This is a genomic window from Streptomyces sp. NPDC094143, from assembly GCF_040303825.1.
Taxonomy (GTDB): Bacteria; Actinomycetota; Actinomycetes; order Streptomycetales; family Streptomycetaceae; genus Streptomyces.
The window spans coordinates 178,964-202,663 of the sequence record NZ_JBEOTZ010000012.1 but is presented as its reverse complement, the minus strand read 5'-3'; the positions used below and the strand labels follow the sequence as shown (position 1 = coordinate 202,663).

Annotated in this window: 23 protein-coding genes; 4 read left to right on the top strand and 19 right to left on the bottom strand. The window is 71.0% G+C overall.

All coding sequences use genetic code 11. The annotated features are described in order from the left end of the window. Window positions 1-43: 43 nt before the first annotated feature. Window positions 44-598 (top strand): peroxiredoxin, encoded by a 555-nt coding sequence (locus ABTZ58_RS18330; RefSeq protein ID WP_031119691.1) that lies wholly within the window; start codon window positions 44-46, stop codon window positions 596-598. Between the two features lie 3 nt (window positions 599-601). Then, entirely contained in the window at window positions 602-1,135 is a 534-nt protein-coding gene (locus ABTZ58_RS18325) for an alkyl hydroperoxide reductase (RefSeq protein WP_351357214.1), read from the top strand. 73 nt (window positions 1,136-1,208) lie between these two features. Here the strand turns inward: ABTZ58_RS18325 and ABTZ58_RS18320 are convergent, their stop codons facing one another. The 4 genes from ABTZ58_RS18320 to ABTZ58_RS18305 all read right to left on the bottom strand — a co-directional run bounded on the left by ABTZ58_RS18320 (window position 1,209) and on the right by ABTZ58_RS18305 (window position 6,290). Continuing rightward, complete coding sequence (locus ABTZ58_RS18320) at window positions 1,209-2,516, bottom strand: AI-2E family transporter (protein WP_351357211.1); 1,308 nt, start codon at window positions 2,514-2,516, stop codon at window positions 1,209-1,211. Window positions 2,517-2,653: 137 nt separating this feature from the next. Continuing rightward, window positions 2,654-3,355, bottom strand: coding sequence for an aggregation-promoting factor C-terminal-like domain-containing protein (locus ABTZ58_RS18315; RefSeq protein ID WP_502996087.1), 702 nt, complete (start codon window positions 3,353-3,355; stop codon window positions 2,654-2,656). 417 nt (window positions 3,356-3,772) lie between these two features. Next, complete coding sequence (phoH2, locus tag ABTZ58_RS18310; RefSeq protein ID WP_351357207.1) at window positions 3,773-5,098, bottom strand: RNA 5'-3' helicase PhoH2; 1,326 nt, start codon at window positions 5,096-5,098, stop codon at window positions 3,773-3,775. A gap of 418 nt (window positions 5,099-5,516) precedes the next feature. After that, window positions 5,517-6,290, bottom strand: a complete 774-nt coding sequence (locus ABTZ58_RS18305; RefSeq protein WP_351357204.1) for an isoprenyl transferase — start codon at window positions 6,288-6,290, stop codon at window positions 5,517-5,519. 758 nt (window positions 6,291-7,048) lie between these two features. Here ABTZ58_RS18305 and ABTZ58_RS18300 point away from each other — a divergent pair. Further along, the gene (locus ABTZ58_RS18300) at window positions 7,049-8,236 is read left to right on the top strand and encodes a winged helix DNA-binding domain-containing protein (protein ID WP_351357201.1); all 1,188 of its coding nucleotides are present in this window, start codon (window positions 7,049-7,051) and stop codon (window positions 8,234-8,236) included. 15 nt (window positions 8,237-8,251) lie between these two features. On the opposite strand, the gene ABTZ58_RS18295 is transcribed toward ABTZ58_RS18300, so the two are convergent. The 5 genes from ABTZ58_RS18295 to ABTZ58_RS18275 all read right to left on the bottom strand — a co-directional run bounded on the left by ABTZ58_RS18295 (window position 8,252) and on the right by ABTZ58_RS18275 (window position 12,417). Next, the gene (locus tag ABTZ58_RS18295; RefSeq protein WP_351357198.1) at window positions 8,252-9,070 is read right to left on the bottom strand and encodes a class I SAM-dependent methyltransferase; all 819 of its coding nucleotides are present in this window, start codon (window positions 9,068-9,070) and stop codon (window positions 8,252-8,254) included. A gap of 139 nt (window positions 9,071-9,209) precedes the next feature. Further along, complete coding sequence (locus tag ABTZ58_RS18290; protein WP_351357195.1) at window positions 9,210-9,674, bottom strand: GNAT family N-acetyltransferase; 465 nt, start codon at window positions 9,672-9,674, stop codon at window positions 9,210-9,212. A gap of 86 nt (window positions 9,675-9,760) precedes the next feature. Then, a complete protein-coding gene (locus ABTZ58_RS18285) occupies window positions 9,761-10,678 on the bottom strand; it encodes an LLM class flavin-dependent oxidoreductase (RefSeq protein WP_351357192.1) in 918 nt (305 codons plus the stop codon). A 51-nt stretch (window positions 10,679-10,729) separates the two neighbouring features. Beyond that, on the bottom strand, window positions 10,730-11,770 hold the full coding sequence (locus tag ABTZ58_RS18280; RefSeq protein WP_502996086.1) for a hypothetical protein: 1,041 nt from the start codon (window positions 11,768-11,770) through the stop codon (window positions 10,730-10,732). Continuing rightward, window positions 11,758-12,417, bottom strand: a complete 660-nt coding sequence (locus tag ABTZ58_RS18275; RefSeq protein ID WP_351357189.1) for a hypothetical protein — start codon at window positions 12,415-12,417, stop codon at window positions 11,758-11,760. The genes ABTZ58_RS18280 and ABTZ58_RS18275 overlap by 13 nt, the downstream gene beginning before the upstream one ends. 256 nt (window positions 12,418-12,673) lie before the next feature. Here ABTZ58_RS18275 and ABTZ58_RS18270 point away from each other — a divergent pair, with 256 nt between their 5' ends. Then, a complete protein-coding gene (locus ABTZ58_RS18270; RefSeq protein WP_351357186.1) occupies window positions 12,674-13,054 on the top strand; it encodes a DUF192 domain-containing protein in 381 nt (126 codons plus the stop codon). 228 nt (window positions 13,055-13,282) lie between these two features. Here ABTZ58_RS18270 and ABTZ58_RS18265 read toward each other — a convergent pair whose 3' ends face one another. The 10 genes from ABTZ58_RS18265 to ABTZ58_RS18220 form a co-directional block, all read right to left on the bottom strand. Further along, the gene (locus ABTZ58_RS18265) at window positions 13,283-13,993 is read right to left on the bottom strand and encodes a hypothetical protein (RefSeq protein WP_351357183.1); all 711 of its coding nucleotides are present in this window, start codon (window positions 13,991-13,993) and stop codon (window positions 13,283-13,285) included. 38 nt (window positions 13,994-14,031) lie between these two features. Beyond that, window positions 14,032-16,473, bottom strand: coding sequence for a hypothetical protein (locus ABTZ58_RS18260; RefSeq protein WP_351357180.1), 2,442 nt, complete (start codon window positions 16,471-16,473; stop codon window positions 14,032-14,034). Window positions 16,474-16,708: 235 nt separating this feature from the next. Continuing rightward, a complete protein-coding gene (locus tag ABTZ58_RS18255; protein WP_351357177.1) occupies window positions 16,709-17,803 on the bottom strand; it encodes a hypothetical protein in 1,095 nt (364 codons plus the stop codon). Window positions 17,804-17,843: 40 nt separating this feature from the next. Beyond that, entirely contained in the window at window positions 17,844-18,491 is a 648-nt protein-coding gene (locus tag ABTZ58_RS18250) for an OmpA family protein (protein WP_351357174.1), read from the bottom strand. Between the two features lie 8 nt (window positions 18,492-18,499). Continuing rightward, window positions 18,500-19,081 (bottom strand): hypothetical protein, encoded by a 582-nt coding sequence (locus ABTZ58_RS18245; RefSeq protein WP_351357171.1) that lies wholly within the window; start codon window positions 19,079-19,081, stop codon window positions 18,500-18,502. 16 nt (window positions 19,082-19,097) lie between these two features. Next, window positions 19,098-19,721 carry a pilus assembly protein TadG-related protein gene (locus ABTZ58_RS18240; protein ID WP_351357250.1) on the bottom strand — a complete coding sequence of 208 codons (624 nt, stop codon included), beginning with the start codon at window positions 19,719-19,721 and terminating at the stop codon, window positions 19,098-19,100. Then, window positions 19,721-19,954, bottom strand: a complete 234-nt coding sequence (locus ABTZ58_RS18235) for a hypothetical protein (RefSeq protein WP_351357168.1) — start codon at window positions 19,952-19,954, stop codon at window positions 19,721-19,723. The genes ABTZ58_RS18240 and ABTZ58_RS18235 overlap by 1 nt, the downstream gene beginning before the upstream one ends. A gap of 145 nt (window positions 19,955-20,099) precedes the next feature. After that, window positions 20,100-21,062, bottom strand: a complete 963-nt coding sequence (locus tag ABTZ58_RS18230) for a response regulator (protein WP_351357165.1) — start codon at window positions 21,060-21,062, stop codon at window positions 20,100-20,102. Window positions 21,063-21,087: 25 nt separating this feature from the next. Next, entirely contained in the window at window positions 21,088-22,782 is a 1,695-nt protein-coding gene (locus ABTZ58_RS18225; protein WP_351357162.1) for a sensor histidine kinase, read from the bottom strand. A gap of 12 nt (window positions 22,783-22,794) precedes the next feature. Next, window positions 22,795-23,682 carry a DUF5936 domain-containing protein gene (locus tag ABTZ58_RS18220; protein ID WP_094055064.1) on the bottom strand — a complete coding sequence of 296 codons (888 nt, stop codon included), beginning with the start codon at window positions 23,680-23,682 and terminating at the stop codon, window positions 22,795-22,797. Window positions 23,683-23,700: the final 18 nt, after the last annotated feature.

Genomic DNA, 23,700 nt, shown 5'->3' with positions numbered 1-23,700 from the left:
AAACGCCCGCAATCCGGGAGTTTCTTCGCTGCAAGGAGAGCCTGTGCTCACTGTCGGTGACAAGTTCCCCGAGTTCGAACTGACCGCCTGCGTCTCGCTGGAGAAGGGCAAGGAGTTCGAGAAGATCAACCACAAGACCTACGAAGGCAAGTGGAAGGTGATCTTCGCCTGGCCCAAGGACTTCACCTTCGTGTGCCCGACCGAGATCGCCGCCTTCGGCAAGCTGAACGACGAGTTCGCCGACCGCGACGCCCAGGTCCTCGGCTTCTCCGGCGACTCCGAGTTCGTCCACCACGCCTGGCGCAAGGACCACGACGACCTGCGTGACCTGCCCTTCCCGATGATGGCCGACTCCAAGCACGAGCTGATGCGCGACCTCGGCATCGAGGACGAGGACGGCTTCGCCAAGCGCGCGGTGTTCATCGTGGACCAGAACAACGAGATCCAGTTCTCCATGGTGACCGCCGGTTCCGTCGGCCGGAACCCGAAGGAGGTCCTGCGGGTCCTGGACGCGCTCCAGACGGACGAGCTGTGCCCCTGCAACTGGTCCAAGGGCGACGAGACCCTGGACCCGGTCAAGCTGCTGGCTGGTGAGTGAGGCATGTCCCTCGACTCCCTGAAGTCGCGCATACCGGACTACGCCAAGGACCTGAAGCTCAACCTGGGCTCGGTCATCGGCAACTCGGACCTGCCGGCCCAGCAGCTGTGGGGCACCGTGCTGGCGACCGCCATCGCCTCGCGCTCCCCGATCGTGCTGCGTGAGCTGGAGCCCGAGGCGAAGGCGAACCTGTCGCCGGAGGCCTACACGGCGGCCAAGGCCGCCGCCGCGGTGATGGCGATGAACAACGTCTTCTACCGCACGCGCCACCTGCTGTCGGACCACGAGTACGGCAGCCTGCGCGCGGGTCTGCGGATGAACGTCATCGGCAACCCGGGCGTCGACAAGGTCGACTTCGAGCTGTGGTCCTTCGCCGTCTCGGCCATCAACGGCTGTGGCATGTGCCTGGACTCGCACGAGCAGGTCCTGCGCAAGGCGGGCCTCGACCGCGAGGTCGTCCAGGAGGCGTTCAAGATCGCGTCCGTGATCCAGGCGGTCGGCGTGACGCTCGACGCCGAGGCGGTCCTGGCCGGGTAACCCTCGGCCGTACGCCCGTCGTGACAGGGCCCCGTCCACCCACCGGTGGACGGGGCCCTGTTCGTCGTGCGTGCTACTCCCGCGGCGCCTCGGGGGCGGGCTCCGCGCTCACCGCCGTGGCCCCGCGCGGCGGCACGGCATGCCGCACCGCGGCCTTGCGCGAGTACGCCCGCAGATACCCGGCGACGGTGTTCGTCACGGCCACCAGCGGCACGGCGACCACCGCGCCGCCGATCCCGGCCACCATCCCGCCGCAGGCCACCGCCAGCACCACCGCCAGCGGATGCACCCGCACCGCCCGGCCGAGGATGAACGGCTGCAGGATGTGCCCCTCGATCTGCTGCACCGCCAGCACCACCGCCAGCGTCATGACGGCCGTGAACACGCCCTGCGTGACGAGCGCGACGACCACCGCCAGCGCCCCGGACACCACCGCGCCCACCAGCGGGATGAACGCGAACAGGAAGATGAACACCGCCAGCGGTACGGCCATCGGCACGTCGAGGAAGTAGATTCCGAGCCCGATGAAGATCGCGTCGATCAGCGCGACGATCACCGTGCCCCGCACGTACGCCGTCAGCGTCCGCCAGGCCGCGGGCCCCGCCCCGGCCACGCCCGGCCGGGCCGCCGCGGGCACCAGCTTCAGCGTCCACTCCCAGATCCGCTTGCCGTCGTAGAGCAGGAACAGCGTGCAGAACACCGCGAGCAGAATGCCGGTCAGCGCCTCGACGACGACCGTGACGCCCTCCAGCCCGGCGGAGGTGATCTGGTCGGTGTTCGCCCCGACCGCCTCACGCAGGTTCTTGGCGATCTCGTTGATCTGCTTGTCGGTGACGTGGAAGGGGCTGTTCAGCAGCCAGTTCCGCAACTCGTCGATGCCGTCCTGGATCTGGCTCGACAGGTCGTCGATGTTCTCCATGACCTGCCAGGTCACGAACCAGCCGATGAGGCCCATGACGACGAAACCGAGGATCGCCGTCAAGGCGGTGGCGGGCCCGCGCGGCACCCCGTGACGCCGCAGCCGCGCCACCGTCGGCTGCAGCATGGCGGTGATGAGCAGCGCGATGACGAACGAGAGCACCACGAGTTGGACGGCGCTGATGATCCGCATCAGCACCCAGAGCGTGCCCGCGAGGACGAGCAGCCGCCAGCCGGCCTCCGCCGCGACCCGCACGCCCCACGGCACGGCGAGCGCGGGGTCGGGCCGGGCCGGGACGTCAGGGGCGTAGTCCGGGGGCGGCGGCACGAGCTCGTCGGGCCGCGGGACGGACTCGGGGTCGTCCCGCTCCCGTTCGGCCGCGGCACGGCGTTCGTTGTACCGCTCGCTCATCTCGGTCAGTCCGGCACCGAGCCGGCCGAGCCACCCTGGCACTCGCGACATGATCCGTCCTTTTCCCCCGTCTGTGCGCACCACTCCCCCGGGAGCCGTCCGCGTCCGACCGTACATGGCGCGAGCCCCGCACCGTACGACGGTGCGGGGCTCGCGCGAAGGAGTGGATCGGCCGTGGGCCGGTCGGCTCAGTACCAGTGGTTGGCCTGCCAGAACGACCAGGCGTCACACGGGCTGCCGTAGCGGTCGTTCATGTAGTTCAGGCCCCACTTGATCTGCGTGGCCGGGTTCGTCTGCCAGTCGGCGCCGACGGACGACATCTTGGATCCGGGCAGGGCCTGGAAGAGGCCGTAGGCGCCGGACGAGGGGTTGACCGCCTTGTAGTTCCAGTCGGACTCGTGGTCCACGATGTTGCTGAAGCACTGGAACTGACCCGCCGGCACCATCTGCCGTGCCATCGCCTGGATCTGCGCGATGGAGTAGGAGGACGCCACGGGGAAGTCGGAGATGTCCTTGGAGCGGGTGGCCGCTGCCTTGGCCTCCGCGCGCTCCTTGGCCTCCTTGGCGGCCTTCTCGGCGGCCTCTTCGGCAGCCTTCTTCTTCGCGATGGCCGTCTCGGCGGCGGCCTTGCGGGCGGCCTCCTCGGCGTCCTTCTTCGCGCTCACGTCCGCAGCGATGGCCTGCGCGTCGGCCTGCTGCGTCAGGGACGCGGTCTGCACCTGGGCCTGCTGGCCCGCGGGGATGTCCGCGAGCAGCGTGGCGCCGCTTGCCGTCGCTTCCGCGTCGCTGTTCTGCGCGGTGCTGCCCGAGGCAACGCCGACGACGCTTCCGACAGCGGTGACCGCCGTGGCCGAGGCCACTGCGAATCCCCGGACCGAGATCCGGCTCACACGGTTTCCTTCCAGCATCGCCCGCTTCGGTGACCCTCGCGGACGCAATCGTGCCCCTGGCACTGGCCTCCCCAACTACGGGGTCACGGGAGGCGCGGGCCCGGTGGGCAACTCCCGCGTGGGGAGTGCCGCGTGGTGCTCGGGCGGCATACGACATCGCTATGGAGTTGGCGTGTGCTCTACGTGGTGCCGTACCGCTGGGGGTACAGCTGTGTCGTATGCGGGGCCTGACAGAAGTGAGACTCTGCCGTAACCCGACGGGGCAAGGCAATTCCGAGTTGCGTGTGAAAGCTCACATCCCGTTTGGCGCGGGAAATTCACAGGAAAGTCCACACGCGAAGGCGCCGCCCGGCTAGGCTCTTCGCCTCTCCGGACGGCGCAACTCCTGCGCAGTCGCTCCTTATCGCATCGGGGCGGTCACATCTGCCCGTCTTCGAGCATTTCGGTCACCAGGGCGGCGATCTGGGACCTCTCGGACCGGGTCAGGGTCACGTGCGCGAAGAGCGGATGCCCCTTCAGCTTCTCCACGACGGCGACGACACCGTCGTAGCGGCCGACCCGCAGGTTGTCCCGCTGGGCCACGTCATGGGTGAGCACCACCCGTGAATTGGCCCCGATCCGGGACAGCACGGTGAGGAGGACGTTCTTCTCCAGGGACTGCGCCTCGTCCACGATGACGAACGCGTCGTGCAGCGAGCGCCCGCGGATGTGCGTCAGCGGCAGGACCTCCAGCATCCCGCGCGCGGTGACCTCCTCGATGACCTCCCGGCTGGTGACCGCCGACAGCGTGTCGAACACCGCCTGCGCCCAGGGGCTCATCTTCTCCGCCTCGGTACCGGGCAGATAGCCGAGCTCCTGCCCGCCCACCGCGTACAGCGGACGGAAGACCATCACCTTCTGGTGCTGACGGCGCTCCAGCACGGCCTCCAGGCCCGCGCACAGCGCCAGCGCCGACTTGCCGGTGCCGGCCCGGCCGCCCATCGACACGATCCCGACGTCCGGATCGAGCAGCAGGTCCAGCGCGATCCGCTGCTCGGCGCTGCGGCCCTTGATGCCGAACGCCTCGCGGTCCCCCCGCACGACCCGGATGCTGCCCTCGGGTGTGACCCGCCCGAGCGCCTTGCCGCGCTCCGACTGGATCATCAGACCCGTGTGCACCGGCAGGTCGGCGGCCTCGGGGACGTAGACCTGGCCCTCCTCGAAGAGGATGTCCACCTGCTCGCCGGGCAGGGTCAGTTCGGACATCCCGGTCCAGCCGGAGGAGTCCGTGATGGCGAGCTCCGCGCGGTACTCCTCGGCGAGGAGTCCGACGGAGGACGCCTTGATCCTGAGCGGGAGGTCCTTGGAGACGACGGTGACGTCGAACCCCTCGGCCTGCAGGTTGCGGGCGACCGCGAGGATGCGGGAGTCGTTGTCCCCCAGGCGGTAGCCGCTGGGCAGCACGCTGGGGTCCGAGTGGTTGAGCTCGACACGGACGGTCCCGCCCAGGTCCCCCGTGGGGATGGGGGCGTCGAGGCGGCCGAACCGCACCCGGAGGTCGTCGAGCAGGCGCAGGGCCTGCCGGGCGAAGTAGCCGAGTTCGGGATGGTGCCGCTTGGCCTCCAGTTCCGTCACCACGACGATGGGGAGCACGACCTCGTGCTCGTCGAAGCGGTGCAGGGCGTTCGGGTCGGCCAGCAGGACGCTGGTGTCGAGGACATAGGTGCGCCGGTCGGGCTTGTGGCGCTTTGTGCTGGTCACCACGGAAGGACGTACCCCCTCGGATGAGGTCGGGGAGCGACGGAGTGGAGCTGGACCGGTTGTCGGCCGCCCTGCATGGGCCGAAAACCGGCCCTCCGCCTGCGTCCGTGCGGTGACCGCACGATCGGGCTGGTGCAAAGGGCCTCCCGGGCGGACGGCCCCGTGCCGTCCGCTGAGATCCGACACCCGTGGTTCGGGCGTCGACCTGACTGGGTTATGCCCTCGAACGAGCGTCGCCATGCCACGGCATATGACGGCGGGCCGGTGAACTCCGCGTGACGTGCGTCTTCGGAGAGGAACCGGGGGTACCGGGAAGGGTTACGGCGCGGGAGTCCGACGTGGGACGTCCTGCGTCCGGGTGGGTCCGTGGGTGTCCGTGCCGGCGCCCGTGGGTGTGCCGGTGGTGTGCCCGTGGGTGCGCTCAGCCGCCGTAGCGGCGGTGGCGGGCGGCGTAGTCGCGCATGGCGCGCAGGAAGTCCACCTTGCGGAAGGCCGGCCAGAACACGTCGCAGAAGTAGTACTCGGAGTGCGCGGTCTGCCAGAGCATGAATCCGGACAGCCGCTGCTCGCCGCTGGTGCGGATCACCAGGTCGGGGTCGGGCTGGTCGCTCGTGTAGAGGTGACGCCCGATCATGTCGATGTCGACCGCCTCGGCGAGCTCCTCCATCGAGGTGCCCTTGTCCTGCGCGTCGAGCAGCATCGACCGCACGGCGTCGGCGATCTCCTGGCGGCCGCCGTACCCGATGGCGACGTTGACCAGTATCCCCTCGACGTGCGCGGTGGCCTCCTCGGCCTCCTTGAGGACCGTCTGCATCCCGGCGGGCAGCAGGTCCGGCGTGCCCACGTGGTGGACCCGCCAGCGGCCATCGGCGGCGAGCGCGCGCACGACGTCCTCGATGATGCCGAGCAGGGGGACGAGCTCTTCCTTCGGACGGTCGAAGTTGTCCGTGGACAGCAGCCAGAGGGTGACGACCTCGACGTCGGTCTCGGTGCACCAGCCGAGGAATTCCTCGATCTTCTCGGCACCGGCCCGATGCCCGTGGACGGTGCTGGATCCGGCGGCCTTCGCCCAGCGCCGGTTGCCGTCCATGATGACGCCGATGTGCTTGGGCACCTGAGCGTGGTCCAGGTGGCCTTCCACCCGGCGTGCGTACAGCCTGACCAGCAGGCCACGCAGCTTGTCGCGCAGGTTCACGTGATTGTCGCCCCTCCGTACGGATCGGACGGGCCGCGGCGAGCGGCCCGGTCGTGGCCGCGGGCGGTCCCCGCCCGTGTGGCAGTCCCCGGAGGCGAAGCCTACCCCCGCTGCCGCCTTGGGCCGCCAACGGGTGCGGAACGCAAGGTTCCGGCCGTTGGTTCGAGCCGCCTCGCGAGGCGTAAAGAAAACGGGCCGGTCCGTGGGGGGGAGACGGACCGGCCCGAGGGGGGGTTTCCACCATAACCCTTTGTAAGTGCTGCTGCGTGCATCGGCGTGCCACAACTACTCTCCGGAGCCGCCCGGCGACGCCGCGATGACCGCGGAACCCTTCGTTCACCGCTCGCGCATGGCCGAAACACCGCCTGTACGCAGGGGAATCGGGTGACCTGGGGCAGGATCCGGTGGATTTGCCGCACCTTGGGGTCCACTCGGCAGACTTGTCCACCCATCCCCCTGACGGGTGAACCCGGCGGCGAACGCCCGCTTGACCGCCGAGGTCGCCCACCCGCCTCCCTCGCGGGGAGGCCCTGGCACCGCGCAGCCCCCTCCACTGCGCGGTACCGCCCGCGCAGCTTTGCTCACGCGAATTACCTTGTTCCGAACTTACGCGATGGGGCGGCTCGAAAGCGAGCCAGCAGGATAACGATGTGAAAACCCTCGACGGAAGATGCGCGAGAGGAGTGAGCGAACGGAGTGACACGGCCCACGGAGCGAAGAGGACGGAACCTGTCCTCGTTCCCCTCTACGGTCGGCCCATGACGAGCACGGTGCAGATCACCTGGGACGCGGCGAATGCGCGGCGCGCGGAGCGGCAGTTTCCGGCCGGACCGGCGCCGGCCGGCACCCCGGCCGCCGGCACGGTCGCCGACATCGTCACGGCGATGAGGGGGGCGCACGCGCAGGTGCTCTCCGCCGCCGAGGTGTCGATCGGGATGCGGGCGGCGGGCGGGGTGACGCGTGCGGACGTGCGGTCCGCGCTCTGGGAGGAGCGGTCCCTGGTCAGGACGTACGGCCCGCGCGGCACGGTCCATCTGCTCCCGGCGCGCGAACTCCCCCTCTGGTCGGCGGCCCTGACCGCGGTCCCGGTCGGCCCGAGCCCCTTCCCGCCCGACGTGCGGCTCACCGACGAGCAGGCCGATGAGGTGGTGGCGGCGATCGGCGACGCGCTCGACGGCAGGTGCCTGACCCTCGACGAACTGACCGGGGAGGTCGTCGCCCGTACGGGTCCGTGGGCGGGCGACCGGGTGATGCCGGCGTTCCAGGACCTGTGGCCGCGCTGGCGGCAGGTGATGCACCGGGCGGGCTGGGCGGGGAAGTTGTGCTTCGGTCCGAACCGGGGGCGCAAGGCGACGTACACGCGTCCGGCGTGGGCGGGGGTGGGCTCGGAAGGGGCTCGCGGGGCGGAGGACGGGCTGTTCACCTTCGTCAGCCGCTACCTGCGCGCGTACGGACCGGCGACCCCGGCGCACTTCGCACGGTGGCTGGCGGCGCCGGCCGGCTGGGCCACGGGCCTGTTCCGGGATATGGCGGCGGCCGGCGCCGTCGAGGAGGTCGGCTTCGAGGGGACACCGGCCTGGGTGGCGGCGGGTGACACCGCGTTCCCCGAGGGCCCCGCGCGAGGCGTGCGGCTGCTGCCCCACTTCGACGCGTACGTCGTCGCCGGGCAGCCCCGGGAGCGGCTGTTCCCCGGGGAGGCGTACCGGCGCGCCCTCGCCGGCGGCCAGGCCGGCAACCATCCCGTGCTGCTCGTCGACGGTGTGGTGGGCGGGGTGTGGCACCAGCGGCGCCGGGGCCGTCGTACGACGATCACGGTGGAGCCGCTCGTCCGGCTGACGGCGCGGCAGCGGCGGGAACTGGGCGAGCAGGCGGAGCGGGTGGGCGAGGTGCTGGAGGCGACGGCGGAACTGGTGCTGGGGAAGGTGACCGTGGGGCCGCACGCGTGAGCTGACTGCCGCTGATCACGCAGGCCGGGCGGGCCCGCCCGGCCTGCGGGCCTCGACGAGGTGGCGGGTGCTGTGCGCGACGAAGGGCCCGTCGGCCAGGATCCGCTCGTGCAGGGCCCGCAGGCGCGGCTCGTACGCCTCGACGGTGAAGCCGGGGACCATCCACACCACCTTGCGCAGGAAGTGCACGACCGCGCCGATGTCGTGGAACTCCATCCGCAGCCGCTCCGCCCGCAGCTCGACGACGTCCAGCCCGGCGGCCTCGGCGTCGGCCCGTTCGCGCTCGGGGTGACGGCCGCCGCGCACCTCCTCCGGCTGGGGGCCGAGGAAGTACTCGACGAGTTCGAAGACGCTGGCCGGGCCGACGTGCTGGGCGAAGTACGTCCCGCCCGTCCGCAGCACACGGGCGATCTCCGCCCAGCGCGGGCGGACGGGGTGACGGCTCACGACCAGGTCGAAGGCGCCGTCGGCGAAGGGCAGCGGGGCGTCCTCGGCGGTGGCCACGACGGCGACGCCCTGCGGTGCCAGCAGAGCGGTGGCCTTGGCGACGTTCGGCGGCCAGCCCTCGGTGGCGACGGTGAGCGGAGGCCGCCGGCCGGCCCTGGCCAGGGCGAAGTCGAGCACTTCCCCGCCCCCCGTCTGCACGTCGAGCGCGGCACTCGCCCGGCTCAGCCGCCCGGCCATCGACACGGCGTACCCCCAGGAGGGCCGCGCCTCCGTGGCGCGCCCCTCGAACCACGAGAAGTCCCAGCCTTCCGTGGGCACGGAGGCGCCTTCGGCGAGGAGGGCTTCGAAGGTGGAGGGCTTGGGGGGTGTGGTGCGGTGGCCGGCCATGGGGGGATGGTGCCAGGGCGGGGTTGGGGGAAGCGCGGCATTTTCGCGCGTGGGCCGGGTGCGGACCGTGTGCGGCTACGGCTCCGGCGGGGCTTCGGCCAAAGCCGGGTGCTGTGGGTGTCTGCCGCTTTCGGGGGCGTCAGCGGAGGACGAGGAGGATGTGTGTGTCCTCCCCGTGCCGGACGGTGCCGCTCCGCTCGAAGCCGGCCTTCTCCAGGAGCCGTACGGACCCGGTGTTCCCCTCGAAGGGGTCGGCGTACAGCGGCCGGTTCGTCTCCTGCTCCAGGAAGAGGCGCAGGGCTCTGCTGCCGATGCCGCGCCCCCAGTACGGGCGCCCCAGCCAGTAGCCGAGGAAGCGGCGGTCCTCCTCCCACCAGGCGACGAGGCTGCCGGCGACGTCACCGCCGTCCACGGTCACCGTCTGCACGACGTTGGCGGGGTCGCCGAGGACCTTGGTCCTCCAGTGCCGCAGGAACGCATCGCGCGGCCGGGGCGTGAATCTCGAACGCCGGACGGCTTCCGGGTCGTGCTCGTAGGCGAGGAAGAACTCCAGGTCGGCTTCCACCACGTCACGCAGGCGTACGTCCAGGTCGTCATCGCTCATGCCCGGAGTGTGGCAGGCGCCACTGACAACCGGACCCGCCGTGGTACCGAGGCGCGCCGCACCAGGGCAGGGCGTCTGCCGGGGCCTCACGCGACCAGGGGACGCACCTCCTCGGCGGCGAACCGCACGAAGCCCTCCGGGTCGGGCTCGTCCCCGGTCGGCTGCAGCACCACCGTGTCCGCTCCGGCCTCGGCCAGTCGCGCGACGGCCTCGGCGACGGCACCGGCGTCCCCGGCGACTCCGAGGCCGGGGACGGAAGCCACCCCCTCGGCGGCCAGTTCGGCGCGCAGCCGGGCGTCGGCGCCGGGCCCGGTGGCGGCGAGGAGGTACACGACGACGTGATGCGGCTCGGCCTCGCGGCCGGCGGCCTTGCGCCCTTCCTCGACGAGCTGCCGCGCCGTGCGCACGCCGTCGGCGTTGGTGGAGGCGGTGAGGATGGTGCCGTCGGCGGCCTCGCCGCTGAGGCGCAGGGAACGCGGCCCGGTGACCCCTGCGAGCACCCCGGTCCCGATCTCGGTCCCGCTCCCGGTCTTGCTCCCGCTCCCGCTCCCGGCGGTCGGGGGCCAGTCGAGGACGACGTCGTCGAGCGTGACGTACCGCCCGCCGGTGGTGACCCGCTCCCCGCGCAACAGGGCCCGCAGCGCGAGGAGATACTCCCGCAGCAGCGTGACCGGCGACTCGACCCGGGCCCCGACCTGCCCCATCCAGTCCTGCACGCCGTGCCCGACGCCGACGACGGCCCGCCCCGGGAACATCCGGTGCAGCGAGGCGACCTCCATGGCGGTGAGGGCGACGTTCCGCAAGGGCACGGGCAGCAGCCCCACCCCGACCCGCACCCGCTCGGTCCAGGCGAGGGCGGCGGCGGCGGTGGACAGACCGCCTTCCGCGAAACAGTCCTCCCAGAGCCAGAGCTGTTCGAGCCCTGCGGCGTCCGCGGCTTCACAGACCGACCGCAGTCGCTCCGGAGGGAGTTGGGGACGGAAGACAGCGCCGAGTGTGGTCATGGACGCCTTCCTACCCAGGCCGGCGGGCACCCAACAGCCCTCGGGGTTCGGTCAGCGGTTAACGGCTTGGATCTCCTGCACGACGACGTCCTGTGTGGCGCCGAACGTGCCGTCGGGCAGGTCGCCGCCCGCGCCGCCCGTACCGGTCCAGTCGATCTCCCAGGTGACGGTGGCCTGGAGGGGGTAGGTGCCCTCACCCGAGGAGCGCAGGTACCGCACTCCGCAGGGTGGGGTGCGGTCCGCCTTGCCCTTGGCGTAGGGCTCGCCGATGCGGCCGTTGTCGATCTCGCAGACGCCGGACGCCGGGTAGGTGACGGCGTCCTTGGTGCCGGGCTGGATCCTGAGCGACACCGGTCGGGCCGTCGCGGTCGCCGTGATGCCGATCACCGGTACGGACGCGGTGACGGAGACCGGTTTGAAGTCGGCGGCGTCCAGCCAGGCCCAGGTCGGCAGGTTGACCTTGGTAGCGGCGGCGGGAGCCAGGGTCACCTTCGTGCCGGGGACGCGTATCTCGGCGTAGGCGAGTTCGGCGAGGATCTCGGGCGTGACGGCGTTCTCGATGTCTGCGGGCGGCGGGTCGCCCTGGTCGACCCAGAACGGAGGTTCCTTGCAGGAGTCCCACCCCGGGGGGAAGTCCTCGTTGACGAACGAGTCCCAGAAGTAGCCCTCGCCGGTCTTGTCCTTGTTGAAGTCCTTGTAGGGCTTGCCGTTGACGTAGCGGTCGCGCTGTTTCGCGTCCCACTCGTAGCCCGTCGAGCCGGCGTCCCAGATGGGCTCCAGCTCCTTCTGGAGCTGCTCCGGCGTGTACTTCGGGGCGTACCAGCACGCCGGGGGCGTCCAGGGGGTGGAGGACGTGAGCGCGCCCGCGGAGTTGCCGCTGCCGTTCTTCGAACGGTCGAAGACGACACCGCCGACGGTCACGGAGACGGTGCCGTCCTTGCCGGTGCCGGCGCCCTGGTTGGTGCCCTGTGTGGCACCCCCCAGGGTGTCGTCGGCATGGGCCACGCCGCCGGGCAGCGCGAGGAGCGACCAGCAGGCGGCGGCCGTGACCACCGTGGAGAGCTTGGTCAAGGGACGACTCAGGGCTGGCACTTGGGGCTCCCACTCTGCGAGACCATCTTCTGGACCACCCAGACGCCCTTGTCGTTCTTCTTGAGCGACGTGTGGTAGACGACGTAGCTCTTGGCCGTGACCTCGGTCTTCTTGACCTCGTCGTTCTTGAGGTACTTCACATAGGCCTTGCCCTGGTCCTCGCAGTAGCTGAAGGACGCCGTGCCGTCCTTGTCGACCGCCACCTGGGGGGCGTAGAAGCGGTAGGCGCCGGTGATGGCGGCCTTGTGGTCGACGTAGTTCTGAATGAACTTCTGCGTCGAGGCGGCGGCCTCGCCCTCGTAGTAGTAGAGGTACGGCTTGTCGAGCGCATTCTGGTTGACGATCGCCAGGTCGACGGCCTTGATCGACTGCTCGCTGTCGGTCAAGATCGCGTCCTTCTCCTCGTCGCCTGTCCTGGGCCAGTCGAACGTGTAGGAAAGGTCTGACGGCAGGTCGATCTCCGGGCGTCCGGCGGAGGCAGAGGCGGATGCGGTCGCGGAGGCCGAGGCCTTGTCTCCCGTGTCGGCGCCCGCGATCTTGTCGCTGTCCGTGGCCTTGGAGCTGTCATCGCTCCCGCACGCGGACAGCGTCAGGGCCGCAGCGGCGGTCAGCGTGAGCGCTGCGAGGAGGGTGGGGCGGCGGTTCACGGTCGACTCCCGGTCAGAGGCGAGGCTTCTCTTGAGCGAACCCAAGCTATCCAGCGGTGTGGGGCCACACCAGAGTGGACCTTGTGAACGGGCGGGGTGTATGGGGAGGAATCGGTGCCCTGTCGACCGGTTCGAGCCGTAACGGTTGCGTAACGCGTATGCCGGTTCGTCAAGTGCTCCGTGCCGGAGGGCGTTTCAGTCAGGAAGCAGCAAAGGGAAGAGCCTCGATGGCGAACGGGCGGGGACGGGAGGGCCGATGGGGCGGCGGTGGCGGGACGGGCGTGGTGAACTGGTGGTGCACGCGGAGGGGCGGGCCGCTGTGCGCGTGCCCTTGGAGATCGCCGCTTCCTATCGGGCCCGGACTCGGGGGCTGCTGGGGCGGGAATCCCTCGACGGGGCGATGCTGCTCTCCCCCGCCGGCAGCGTGCACACCTTCCGTATGCGCATGGCCATCGATGTCGCCTACCTCGACCGTGAGCTGAGAGTCATCGCCGTGCGCACCATGCGGCCGGGGCGGCTGGGGATGCCTCGGCTGCGGTCGCGGCACGTGGTGGAGGCGCGGGCCGGGGTGATGAGTGAGTGGGGGATGCGGGAAGGGGTGCGGGTGGAGGTCGTCGGGACAGCCACCCCGAGGTAGGGCCGGCGCCCGATGTGGTCCGCGGGGTGCAGCACCAAGCTGTCCGTCCTGGCCGCCAGGCCCAGTGCCAAGTCTCTCTCGGTGAGGCCCGCGGCGGTGGCGTCCCGCACGGTGATGTCCAGTTCGAGGGCGAGGTCGCCGGGCGGCAGGCGGCAGGCGGCAGGGGGGCGCGACCGTGAAGAGGTTGGCGGTCGGAGTCGGTGGCATCCTGGGGGCTCCGCCTTGTGATCAGGGGCCTGTTGCTTCGTTGTCCAGGTCGAAGAGGATGCTTTGGGCCGCTTCCGCGTTCTGCCAGGTCGCCGGGCCGTCCGGTTTCGCCGAGAGGCGCTGCAAGGCCGCCCTGGCCTCCGAAGTGCGCATCGCGCCCAGGAGTTCGAGGGCGGAGTCGGCGCCGATGTCCTCCGTCACGCAGCGCTCGGCAAGCTCCACCGCCCACTCCGCGAAACGGCCCGGGTCGGGGTCGAGGGCCAGCCAGCGGAACACCGAGTCGGCGATGTCGTCGCGCAGGGACGGGATCAGGGCCAGCATCGCCGCTTCGACGTGCCGTACGACGTGCCGTTGCAGCGGGTACAGCCGAGGGCGGTCCTGCCAGGCGCGGACCAGCTCGTCCACGCCGGACCAGGTCACGTCGCTCGTGCGGGGCATGCTCTCCCCCACGGCCCGGTGGAACTCCTCCCAGGCGTGCCACAGCAGGCCGGGCGACGGCGGCTGGGGGACGTGCGGCGACAGCGCCGGGTCCTCCAGGAGGTCGGTCACCACCCGCCGTGCCTCCGCCAGGCGCTCGCCGGTGCGGGGCAGTGCCGTGATCCGGCTCCAGTCGCCCGCGTCCCAGGGCTGCGGCAGGGTCCGCAGCGTACGGGGCAGGACGTAGTCACCCTCCGGGTCGTGCCAGCGCGCGACACGCGGGTCCCAGGTCTCCTCGCTTCCCCGCTCGCTCATCACCGATGTTCCGCCACAGTCGTGCCTCCGTCGTCCGTTCAGCTGATCCCCAGGTACGCCTTGGCGCTCTCCGGGTCCTTCATCCTGGACCAGTCCATCGTTCCGTCGGCGGTCCGTTCGTCAATGGCGCGTTGCATCCTGCCTAGCTGGTCCGCGGACAGGTTCTGGCCGGCCACCCGCACGTCGACGTCGTTCTTGGCCATCTCTCCGGCCGCCGTCCTGGTGTCCTTCGCCGGTTTGCCGTTCCGGGCGGGCTTGAACTCGCTGAAGATCGACGTCCAGCGGTCCGTCGTCTCGATCTCCACGGTGGCCTTGCGGCCGGGCTCCTTGGCCGCCCACTTCTTCAGCCGTTCGACCTGGTTGGCGAAGTCGGCCTTGCGCGTGGCCGAGCCGGCGTTCTTGACCTCCTTGACGTGGACGGTGCCGTTCCGGTCCTTGTAGACCACGTCGGCGTCCGGGATCTCGTCGAGATTCACCTTTTCCCCGTTGCCCAGGTCGGCCTCCTGCCGGTTCATCTTGCCGCCGACACCGGCGTCCACCCGGGTGCCGGGGGCCGCGTCGTCGGCGGCGCGGCGCACCGCGTTCACCTCCGCGCGTGCTTCCGCCAGCTTGTTGGCGTCCGAAGCGTTCACGACCTTGCCCTGCAGAGCCGCGGCGGCGTCGGGGTTGACGTTGCCGCGACGGGCCAGATCGGTGATCTCGTCGAGCGCGGCGGCCGCGTCCTGCGTGCTGATCTCGGCCTTGGCCGGATCCGGGTCGTCCTTGGCCCGGTCGACGAGCCCGTCGATCTGGTCGTCGGGGACGGAGGAACCCTGCTCCCGCAGCGCGGCCTTCGCGGCCTCGGCCCGGGCTTCAAGCGTCTGCCGTTCCGCCTCGTCGGCCTTCTTACGGGCTTCCTGGGCCTGCTGCCTGGCCTCCTCGTCACAGCCTTCCTCGGCCCGCGCCACGACCTGTGCGGCGGAGCGGCCGGCCGCCAGGACGGTGGTGCCGGTGCCGGAGGAGCCGGTGAGAGGGGCCGGTGGGTGCCCGGTTCCGCCGTAGGGCGTCCTGCGGGGCGGGGCGGCGATGGTGCAGCCGGATTCGCGGGCCTTCTTCTCGGCCTCGTCCGCGGCCTCGTCGGCCTCTTTCGCGGCCTTCTCGGCGCCCTTGACGTCGCCCGCCCTGGCGGCCTTCCCCGCGTCCTCCGCCGCGTCGGCCGCCTTCTCGGTGAGCTTGCCCAGGTCGCCCAGCTTCCCGAGTTTGCCCAGCTTTCCGAGCTTTCCGGCGAGCTTGGCCTCGCCGTAGCCGGGGATGAAGAGGGAACCGACGTTCCAGACGACCGTGGTGACGGCGCGGGTCTCGTTGCCCTGGTTCCACTGGTCGCGGACGTCCTCCCCGATGAACATGTCGTCGAGGACCTTGCCGCCGGAGTTCACCGTCGCGCCGCCCCAGTCGGTGAGCGCGTCCCAGTAGTCGCCCTTGGCCCACTTGTCGCCCGCGTCCTCGGCGTCCTGCGACCACTGGTCGGCGATGACGCCGCCGTAGTCCTTCAGGCCGTCCAGGGTGTCGAGGGGATTGGTGACGGTGTCCCAGACGCCCTTGAGGTCGCCGCCGATGCCGTCGACGACGAGGCCTTCGCCGACCTGCTTCAGCTGGTCGCCGGTGCAGCCGAAGAAGGCGCCTACGCCGGAGAAGCAGCCGTCGTCCTCGTCCTTGTCGTCTCCGCCCTGGTCGCCCTGGTCGCCCTGGTCGCCCTGGTCGTTCTGGTCGTTCTCCTGGCCGCCGGTGCTCTTCTCGGCGTCGCCGCCCCCTGTGGCCTGGCCTCCGGTGTCCTCGGGCCGCCCGCCCTCACCGCCCTCGGGCCCGGTTCCCGGGCCGTCCGCCGGGTCCGGGCGGGTGGCCGTGACATCCGTGCCGCCGTCGGCGGCCGGGGACGGGCAGGCCGTCCCGGTGACCTTGCAGACCGCCGCCTGGAGACCGCTCTGGATCTGCGTGCCCAGGCCGCTGACCAGCAGGGCGGCGATGATCGCCACGACGATCGCGATCAGGCCCGCGTACTCCACCGCCGTCTGGCCCTCGTCGCGCCGCCAGCGGATCATCCGGGGCAGGGAGAAGGGACGGCGTTCGGCGCGGTCCGGGGCGGGGAGGCGGTACCAGGCGCGACTGTCCTCACGGGTGAGGAAGTAGACGATGAGGAGGGGCAGGAAGAGCTGGGTGAAGCCGCGCGCCGATCCGTCGAGGATGTTGGCGAACGAGCCGGTGATCAACCATGCCTGTACGGCGATGAGACCGGCCAGGACCCTGGTGCCGCCCTGCCAGGTGCGCCGGGCCAGCCACCAGCCGAGGATGCCCGGGGCGGCGGCGTAGGCGGTGAGGGCGAGGAGACCGCCGTCGACGGCGTCGTAGGAGGAGGCGGTGAGCAGGACGCCGAGTCCGCCGAGGACGGTGATCGCGAAGAGGGCGTGGACGAGCACCAGCGCGGTCGCGAGCGAGCCGGGCATCGGCCGGCGCTCCCCGTGTCCCGGCGGCCACCCCATGCCGGCCCTCGGCACTCCCCCGATCGAGGCCATGCCCCCACCTCCGCCCTCGGTCCACGACACGGCCGAGGGTAGGGAGGGACGCGCGGGACGGGATGGGTCCGTGGCCCCAAAACGGGGCCCAAACCAGGGCCTTCGCTGCTCGTTCGCGGGCCCAGGGCTGCACGAGCGGTGCGGACGGTGCTCGCGCCGACTGCGGCTACGAGGGCTTTCCGCCGTCGGCGGCGATGCTGTCGGCGAGGTGCTGGTACTCCTCCTTGGCCGGAGCGGCGACCTGCTCCTCGCGGCCGCGTTCTCGGCCGACCGCGAGCCAGTACGGGCAGGAGTCGGTGTCGTCGGCGTCCATGGTGTGATCGGCGATCCTGCGGCCGGTGCGTGCTTCGTAGACGTCGATGCGGTAGCGGGCCCGGTGGAACGTCAGCTTCGACTCGCCACCGTCGTAGGTGCAGATCATGTCGACCTGGCGTCGGACCAGCCTGCTGCACGCCACGAGTTGGATGGCGTCGGGGTCCGGTGCGGCCGTCGTCGTTCCGCCGTCGCCACCTGTGGACGTGACGACCGGGTCGGTGCCGTGGTCCTCGTCGAAGAGGGCCGTGGGGTGGGGGCCGGTCGTGGTGTGTGGTGCCGACTCGGGGAACGAGGTGCCGGGGTGCGTGCAGAGGCTCGCGAAGTCCCTGAGGTCGTAGGCGCGGTGGGCAAGGACGATGCCGGCGAGGGGTGACAGCGTCAGCATCCAGAGCTGGATGACGGCGACGGCCGCGAACGCCGTGCCGGCGAGGAGGCGCGGGTGGGGTGGTGCGGCCGAGGGCCTGCGGGACTCGACGGACTCGATCAGGGCGCCCCGGGCGGTCAGGGTGCGGAGGGAGATGTACCGCTGTGTGCCGTTGTCGAGCCAGTGAAGACGTGGGGGCAGCGGACCGGCCCCTTCGGGGGTGGTCACCGCGTCCCAAGGGATGACGATCGTCCCGGCCCGGCCCGTGCCGTCCGTGTGGATCAGCAGTCCGCCGTCGCACACCGCGAAGCTGCGTCTGCCGTCACGGATCAGGGCCCAGTGGGCCAGGGCGGCCCAGGAGGCCAGCAGCCAGCCGGACACCGCGAAGGGGCGGGCGCCCGGGGTGACGTCCAGTGCGGTGAGGGCCCGGATGAGGAGCGGGATCGTCGCGGCGTCGAGCACGAGCTTGCCGGTCAGCAGGACGGGCCAGGGGCGGCGTTCGTGGTGCACGCGCCGCACGCTGCCGAGCCCGGCCTGCGTGGCCAGGCTCGGCAGCGTGCGGTGGAGACGCCATTCGCCCACGGGGCCTCGCCGTATCCGTCGGTCCGAGTGCTTCCGCCCGTCAGCTCTCCGAGCGGGGGAAGGAGACCTCGACCCGGCGGTTCTTCTTGCGGCCGGATTCCGTGGAGTTGTCGGCGATCGGGTACTGCTCGCCGTAGCCGCGGACCTCGTACGTGACGTTGGAGTCGGTCAGTTCCTGGGCCAGGACGTTCTGGACGGCGTCGGCGCGCTTGCGGGACAGGACGTCGCCGTGGGCGGAGGAACCGAGGTTGTCCGTGAAGCCGAAGACGCGGATCTTCGTCGCGTTCTGGGTCTTGATCTCCTCGGCGATCGCGGAGATGCGGGCCTTCGCCTGGGCGCTGAGTCTCGCGCTGTCCTTGCCGAAGAGGACCTCGGCCTGGAGGGCGAACTTGACGTCGGCGTTGGTGTCTTCGCGGCGCTCGTCACCGCTTTGGTCTTCGACGACCTGCTTGATGTCGAGGACCTTGGGCTCGGCGAGAGTGGCGCCTTCGGGCAGCTTGAGGTCGGGGTCATTGGCGTCGACCTCGACGGGGGCGGAGGCGGAGGCCTCGGTGCCAGGGGGGACGCCGGGGCTTTCGTCGGCGTGGGCCGACACGGCGCCGTAGATGTTCGTCGCGACCATGAGGCCTGCGGCGGTGAGGGCCAGGGCGAGGCGTGGAGTCGCCGTTCGATGGTGCGTACGGGTCATGGCCGGCCTCACCCGGAGATCTTGATGGTGCCGCTGGAGAATGTGGGTACCTGGAGGCCGACCTCGGTCGTGCTCGCGGGTGGCGCCGGAAACTGCATGAAGACGGGGAGGGTCTGTCCCGCTTCAAGGTTTCCCAGACCAGTCGTCGTCAGCGGTCGGCCTTCCGTGTCGCGGAGTGTGTAGTAGCGCTTCTTGCCCTTGGCATCCACGATGGTGGCTCCGCCGAGGGACGGGCCGTGTTTGATCACTTCGGTCTCGTCCCCGCTGGTCTGCGGTGGCACCACCACTGCCTTGTCGCCGTCGTTCTTCACGGTTCCGTTCACGGTGAGGAAGCCGCCCGCGTCCCGGGTGGCAGAGGTGATCTGCAGGAGCAGCCCGTCCGTGCCCTTGAGTTCGGCCAGCGGCGTCTCCGGCTCCCCCTCCTGAGCACTCGGCTTCGGTCCACTGTCCTTGGAGGCGGAGGCCGGTGGGCTCGACTTGTCATCGTTGTCTCCACCACCGCCGCAGCCGGCCACACCGAGGGCCAGTCCGGCCGCAATGGTCAACGCGACCATCCCCCTGCGGGCCTTCGCTGTGAACCGAATGCTCATCTCTCTGCTTCCTTCATCACTCGTCGTTCGCTTGTGAGTCGGCCAGGTGGACGTCGAAGAGGTCTTCCGGTTCCGGCAGGACATCGAGATCGTCCGGCTTCAGCTCCCACTGCACGTCGCCCTTGCACAGAAGCTTCGGCAGTACATCAGGCTCGGCGTCGCCAAGGGGTGGATCGAAATCACAGCGGGGCTCGACCACGGCTCTGGCGGTCGCGTTGGCCTTCCGGTTCTCCGTCCCGGGGACAATGGAATCTCCCACGGATTTGTTGGTCTCGACCTCGACCCTGAAGCCCAGAGGGCCGTCCGGAACGCACGTATCACCGACCAGTCGGGCGTCGTTGCGTTCGGCCAGTTCCTGCGCACGCCAGCACGACGGATCGAGTCCCTCGGCGTTGCCGTCGAAGATCTGCCGCCACTTTGCTGGATCGAGAACGTTCTCAATCCATGCGCCCGCGAGTTGGTCCCGCCGGTCCTGTGCCGCCGCCAGAGCCGCTGCGTCCGCGGCTGTCTGCGCGCCGTTCCTGTTCGCTGCGGCCTGGCCGACCGCGAAGTACGCGAACGCGAGAAAGAGCAGGCCCCCCACCACCGTGATGTAGATGGGGAAGGCCTGCCCTGCGTCGCCGTAGCGGCGAGGTCGGATCAAGGAGCGACCTTGGCGATCTGCGCCTGAATCTTGCCGAGAATGGTCTGACCGATGTTCGTACCCGTGATCGCCAGCACGATCGCCACCACCACCGCGATGATGCCCAGGTACTCGACCGCCGTCTGCCCCCTGTCGCCGGCGCGGCGCTGCATCGCCTGCACCGTCGTGTTCTTCCAGCCGTTCACGCGGACCTTGGTCGCGACGGCGGTCTTCAGCATCAGGTCGCTCATGGTGTTCCCCTCCGGGTTCGGCTGTGCCGCTTTCGACATGAGGAACGTACGGCGGAACAGCCCGGCCGCCAGAGGGCCCCTGGGCCCAATCCCGGGCCCAATCGCGCGGGCCCAAACGGTTCTCCCCCCATACCGTCACCTCACGTCACCCCATCCCTCGGTGCGAGTCCGGTGCCGTGCCGATCCACTTGGCGGCGGCCTCGGAGCGACTGGTGCTGTGGAGCTTGGCGAAGATGCGGTTGATGTGGTTCTTGACGGTCTTCTCGCTGATGAAGCACGTGGCGGCGATCTGCTGGTTGTTCATGCCGGACGCGATGAGGTCCATGATCTCCGCCTCCCTCGTACTCAGCTGGAACCGCGACCTGTCGGGAGTGGTCGGCCGGCCACTCGTCCATCCAGACGAAGACTGTGCCACATCCGGTTGCATTCGCGAAAGGTTTTCTGAAGAAATAGGGTCGCGGCCGATCGGGCGTGTCGGCAAGTCCGCTACCAAAGGCCGCCCTTGGGGATGAGTATGCGAGTTGCCAGAGCTCGAGATTCCGTATGCAGTCGCACTCGTCGACTCCCCCAGCCCTTCGGGCAGCGACGGCGCCGCCGGTGCCTGGCTCAGGCGGAGCTGGGTCAGGAGGGCGCCCGCCGCCGTGGGGGTGAAGTGAGGCCGTCCCTCCTTGATGTCCCGTACCGCGTCGACCAGTTGGTCGGCCGTGAACTCGCCGTGGACCAGGTAGCCGCCCGCCCCCCGGCGCAGGGCCTCCTGGACGATCTCCGACTCCCTGCTGTACGTCAGCATCACCACCGGCGCGATCCGCACCAGGTACGGCAGGGCGGAGATGCCGTCCACGCCGGGCATGCGGACGTCGAGCAGGACGACGTCGGGACGGTGCTGGTGGGCGGCCTCGTAGGCCTGGCGGCCGTCGGCCGCCTCGGCCACGACCTCGATGTCCGCGCGGCCCGAGAGCAGGGCGGTGAGGCCGGCGCGCACCACTGGGTTGTCGTCGGCCACGACGACCCGGAGGCGGTGGGTCGGTGGCGCGGCGAAGGGGTTCGGTGGGGGCGGCGGCTGGGGTGCGCCGGGGTGGGGAGCGGTGGGGTCCGGCAGGTCCGGCATGGGGCCTCCTCTCGGGTCGTGGGGGTCAGGCGGTGGGTGTCGTCAGGGCTGCCAGGGGGAGTTCCAGACGGACCTCCGTGCCCTGGGGTTGGCCGCCGCGGCCGATGCGGATGCGGGCGCCCACCGATGCGGCGCGCTCGACCATGCCGACCAGGCCGAAGTGGCCCGCGCGGCGCAGTTGTTCGAGCGTGGTGCCCGGTGGGAGGCCGCGGCCGTCGTCGCGCACGCTGATGCGGAGCAGGCCGCCGTGGACGCCCGCGCGGACGTCCACGCGGGTCGGTTCGGCGTGGCGGTGGGCGTTCTCCATGGCTTCCGAGGCGATGGTGAGGAGCTGGCGGGCCACCGCGGGCGGGACGGGGGGTACGGCGTGCTCGCCGGTGGGGTGGTAGACGGCGGGCAGGCCGGTGCGGGCGCTGAAGTCACGGGTGCGGGCCGCCAGTTCCACCAGCACGTCGGTGCCCTGGCCGGGGTCCGACTCGCGGCGCAGGTCGGCCAGGAGTTCACGGGACTCGGCCGCGGCGCGCCGGGCCGAACGGGCGACCAGGGCGGCCTGTCGCCTGACCAGGGCCGGGTCCATGCGCTCCGCGCCGGCCGAACCGGTCAGGCCGTCGGCGGCCAGGGCCACGCCGTGCAGCGTCTTGGCGACCGAGTCGTGCATCTCCCGCGCCAGACGGGCCCGTTCGGCGCTCACCGCCTCCGTGACGGCGAGGCGGGCCTGGACGGTGGTGAGGGCCTGGGTGGCCGCGCCGAAGCGGAGCATCAGGTTGCGCAGGCTGGAGCCGACGGCGCCGGCGATGACGCAGAGGCCGGGCAGGAGGGTCGACTCGGCGATACCGGGAGCCGGGTCCTCCGCGGCCGCGTGGATGAGGAGGAGCAGCAGGGCCTGGAGGGAGGCGAAGACGGCCGCGCCTCGCCAGCCGTAGACCAGGCCGGCCAGGAGGGGGGTGCAGACGCTGACGTAGGCGAGCGTGCTGTCGGGGCCGGCGGAGATGAGGAGCAGGGCACCGAAGAGGGTGTCCGCGGCGAGGAGGCTCGGGTGGCGCAGGAGGAGGGGGCCGAAGCGCTCCCAGTCCCGGAAGAGGACGTAGGAGGTCATGAAGGTGACGACGACGGCCGCGCCGACCAGGCGGGTGGGGAGGCCCTCGTTGGCGTTGATCAGGGCGCTGGGTGTCGCCAGGGCGATCATGGCCAGGCGGAAGCCGAACACCTGGCGGCACATGGCCTGGAGGGCGTTGACCTGGATGTCGATGGCGGGGTGGGTGGTCGGTGGGCTGCCGTCGTCCCGGCCTTCTCCCGGCATCGGGTGAGCCGTCCCGTCACCGTTGCGGCTCCCGCCCGGTACCGGGTGGGCGGCCGCGTCATCCGTGTGGCTTGTGTGGCTCTCTCCGTGGCGTGCGGGTGGTCCCTGCGGAGGCGTGCCGTCCTCAGTGGCTGACGTCCCGTTCGCCGTTCCGTCCGGACGCCGTGTGGAAGCGGCCGCATGTTCGTCCCTGCGCCCGGCCCCCGTGATCCGCAGCGTCCGTTCGCCCCCGACAGCGCCCCCCTCCGGCTCCCACCCCGGTGGCAGCGCGGGTGTCACCGACGTCACCGGGACGTCCGGCGCGCCCGTGCGGACATGGGCGGGCAGCACCGTGCCCGCCGGGGGCGTCGTGATCTCCGGGGTCCGGTCCGCGCGGCGGCGACGGCCCAGCAGTCCGCTGCGTTCCCCTGTCATCGGCATCGTGGCGCCCCCTTACTTCCCCGTCACCGAGCCGAAGTCCGTGCCCGAGCCGAGGATCAGGCCGGCGCCCAGGAGGAGCATCGTGGCCGGGACCATGAAGGTCGTGATCATCATCGTGGCCTTGGGGACCGCCCGGGCCGCCTTCCTCCTGGCGTTCTGGGCGTCCGTGCGCCGCATGTCCTTGGCGAGGGAGACCAGCGTGTCGACGATCGGGGCGCCCAGTTCCTCACCCTGCTGCAAGGCGGTGACGAACATGGCGACCTGCTCGGAGTCGTTGCGGCGGCGCAGTTCCGCGAAGGCGTCGCGGCGGCTCATGCCGAGGTCCATCTGGCGCAAGGTGATGCGCAGTTCGTCAGCCCAGGGGCCCTCGTACTTGGACGCCACCCGGTCCAGGGCCTGCCGGAAGCCGAGGCCGGCGCTGACCACGACCGCGAGGACGTCCAGGAAGTCCGGCAGGGTCCGTTCGATGACGTCCTTGCGGATGCGGATGGCCGACCAGATGCCGACCTCCGTCCAAAAGGCCCCGAAGGCCAGCAGGAGCAGCGCGACGAACAGCTGTCCGCGCATGAGGAAGACCAGGAAGCCGACTCCGCCCAGGGCGCCGTAGACGGCGCGCCGGGCGGCGTAGCGGTCGATCGTGAGGCCGCCGGGGTTGCCCGCGAGGTCGATCTTGCGGCGGTACTTGGCCACCTGCTTGGGGCCCATCAGGCGCAGCACGGCGGGCGCGTAGCGCATGCCCATGCGGTCGACCAGGGAGTCGACCGCACCGGTGCGCGTGGAGCCGACCTCCAGGGCGAGGGCCAGGTCGCCGGGGAGTTTCGCCTCGGCGCGGTACATGCGGATGCCGGCGAAGACGCCCCAGACGCCGATGCCCATCAGCAGGGCGAGAAGCAGTCCCATGGTGTGCCTCCGGGCTTC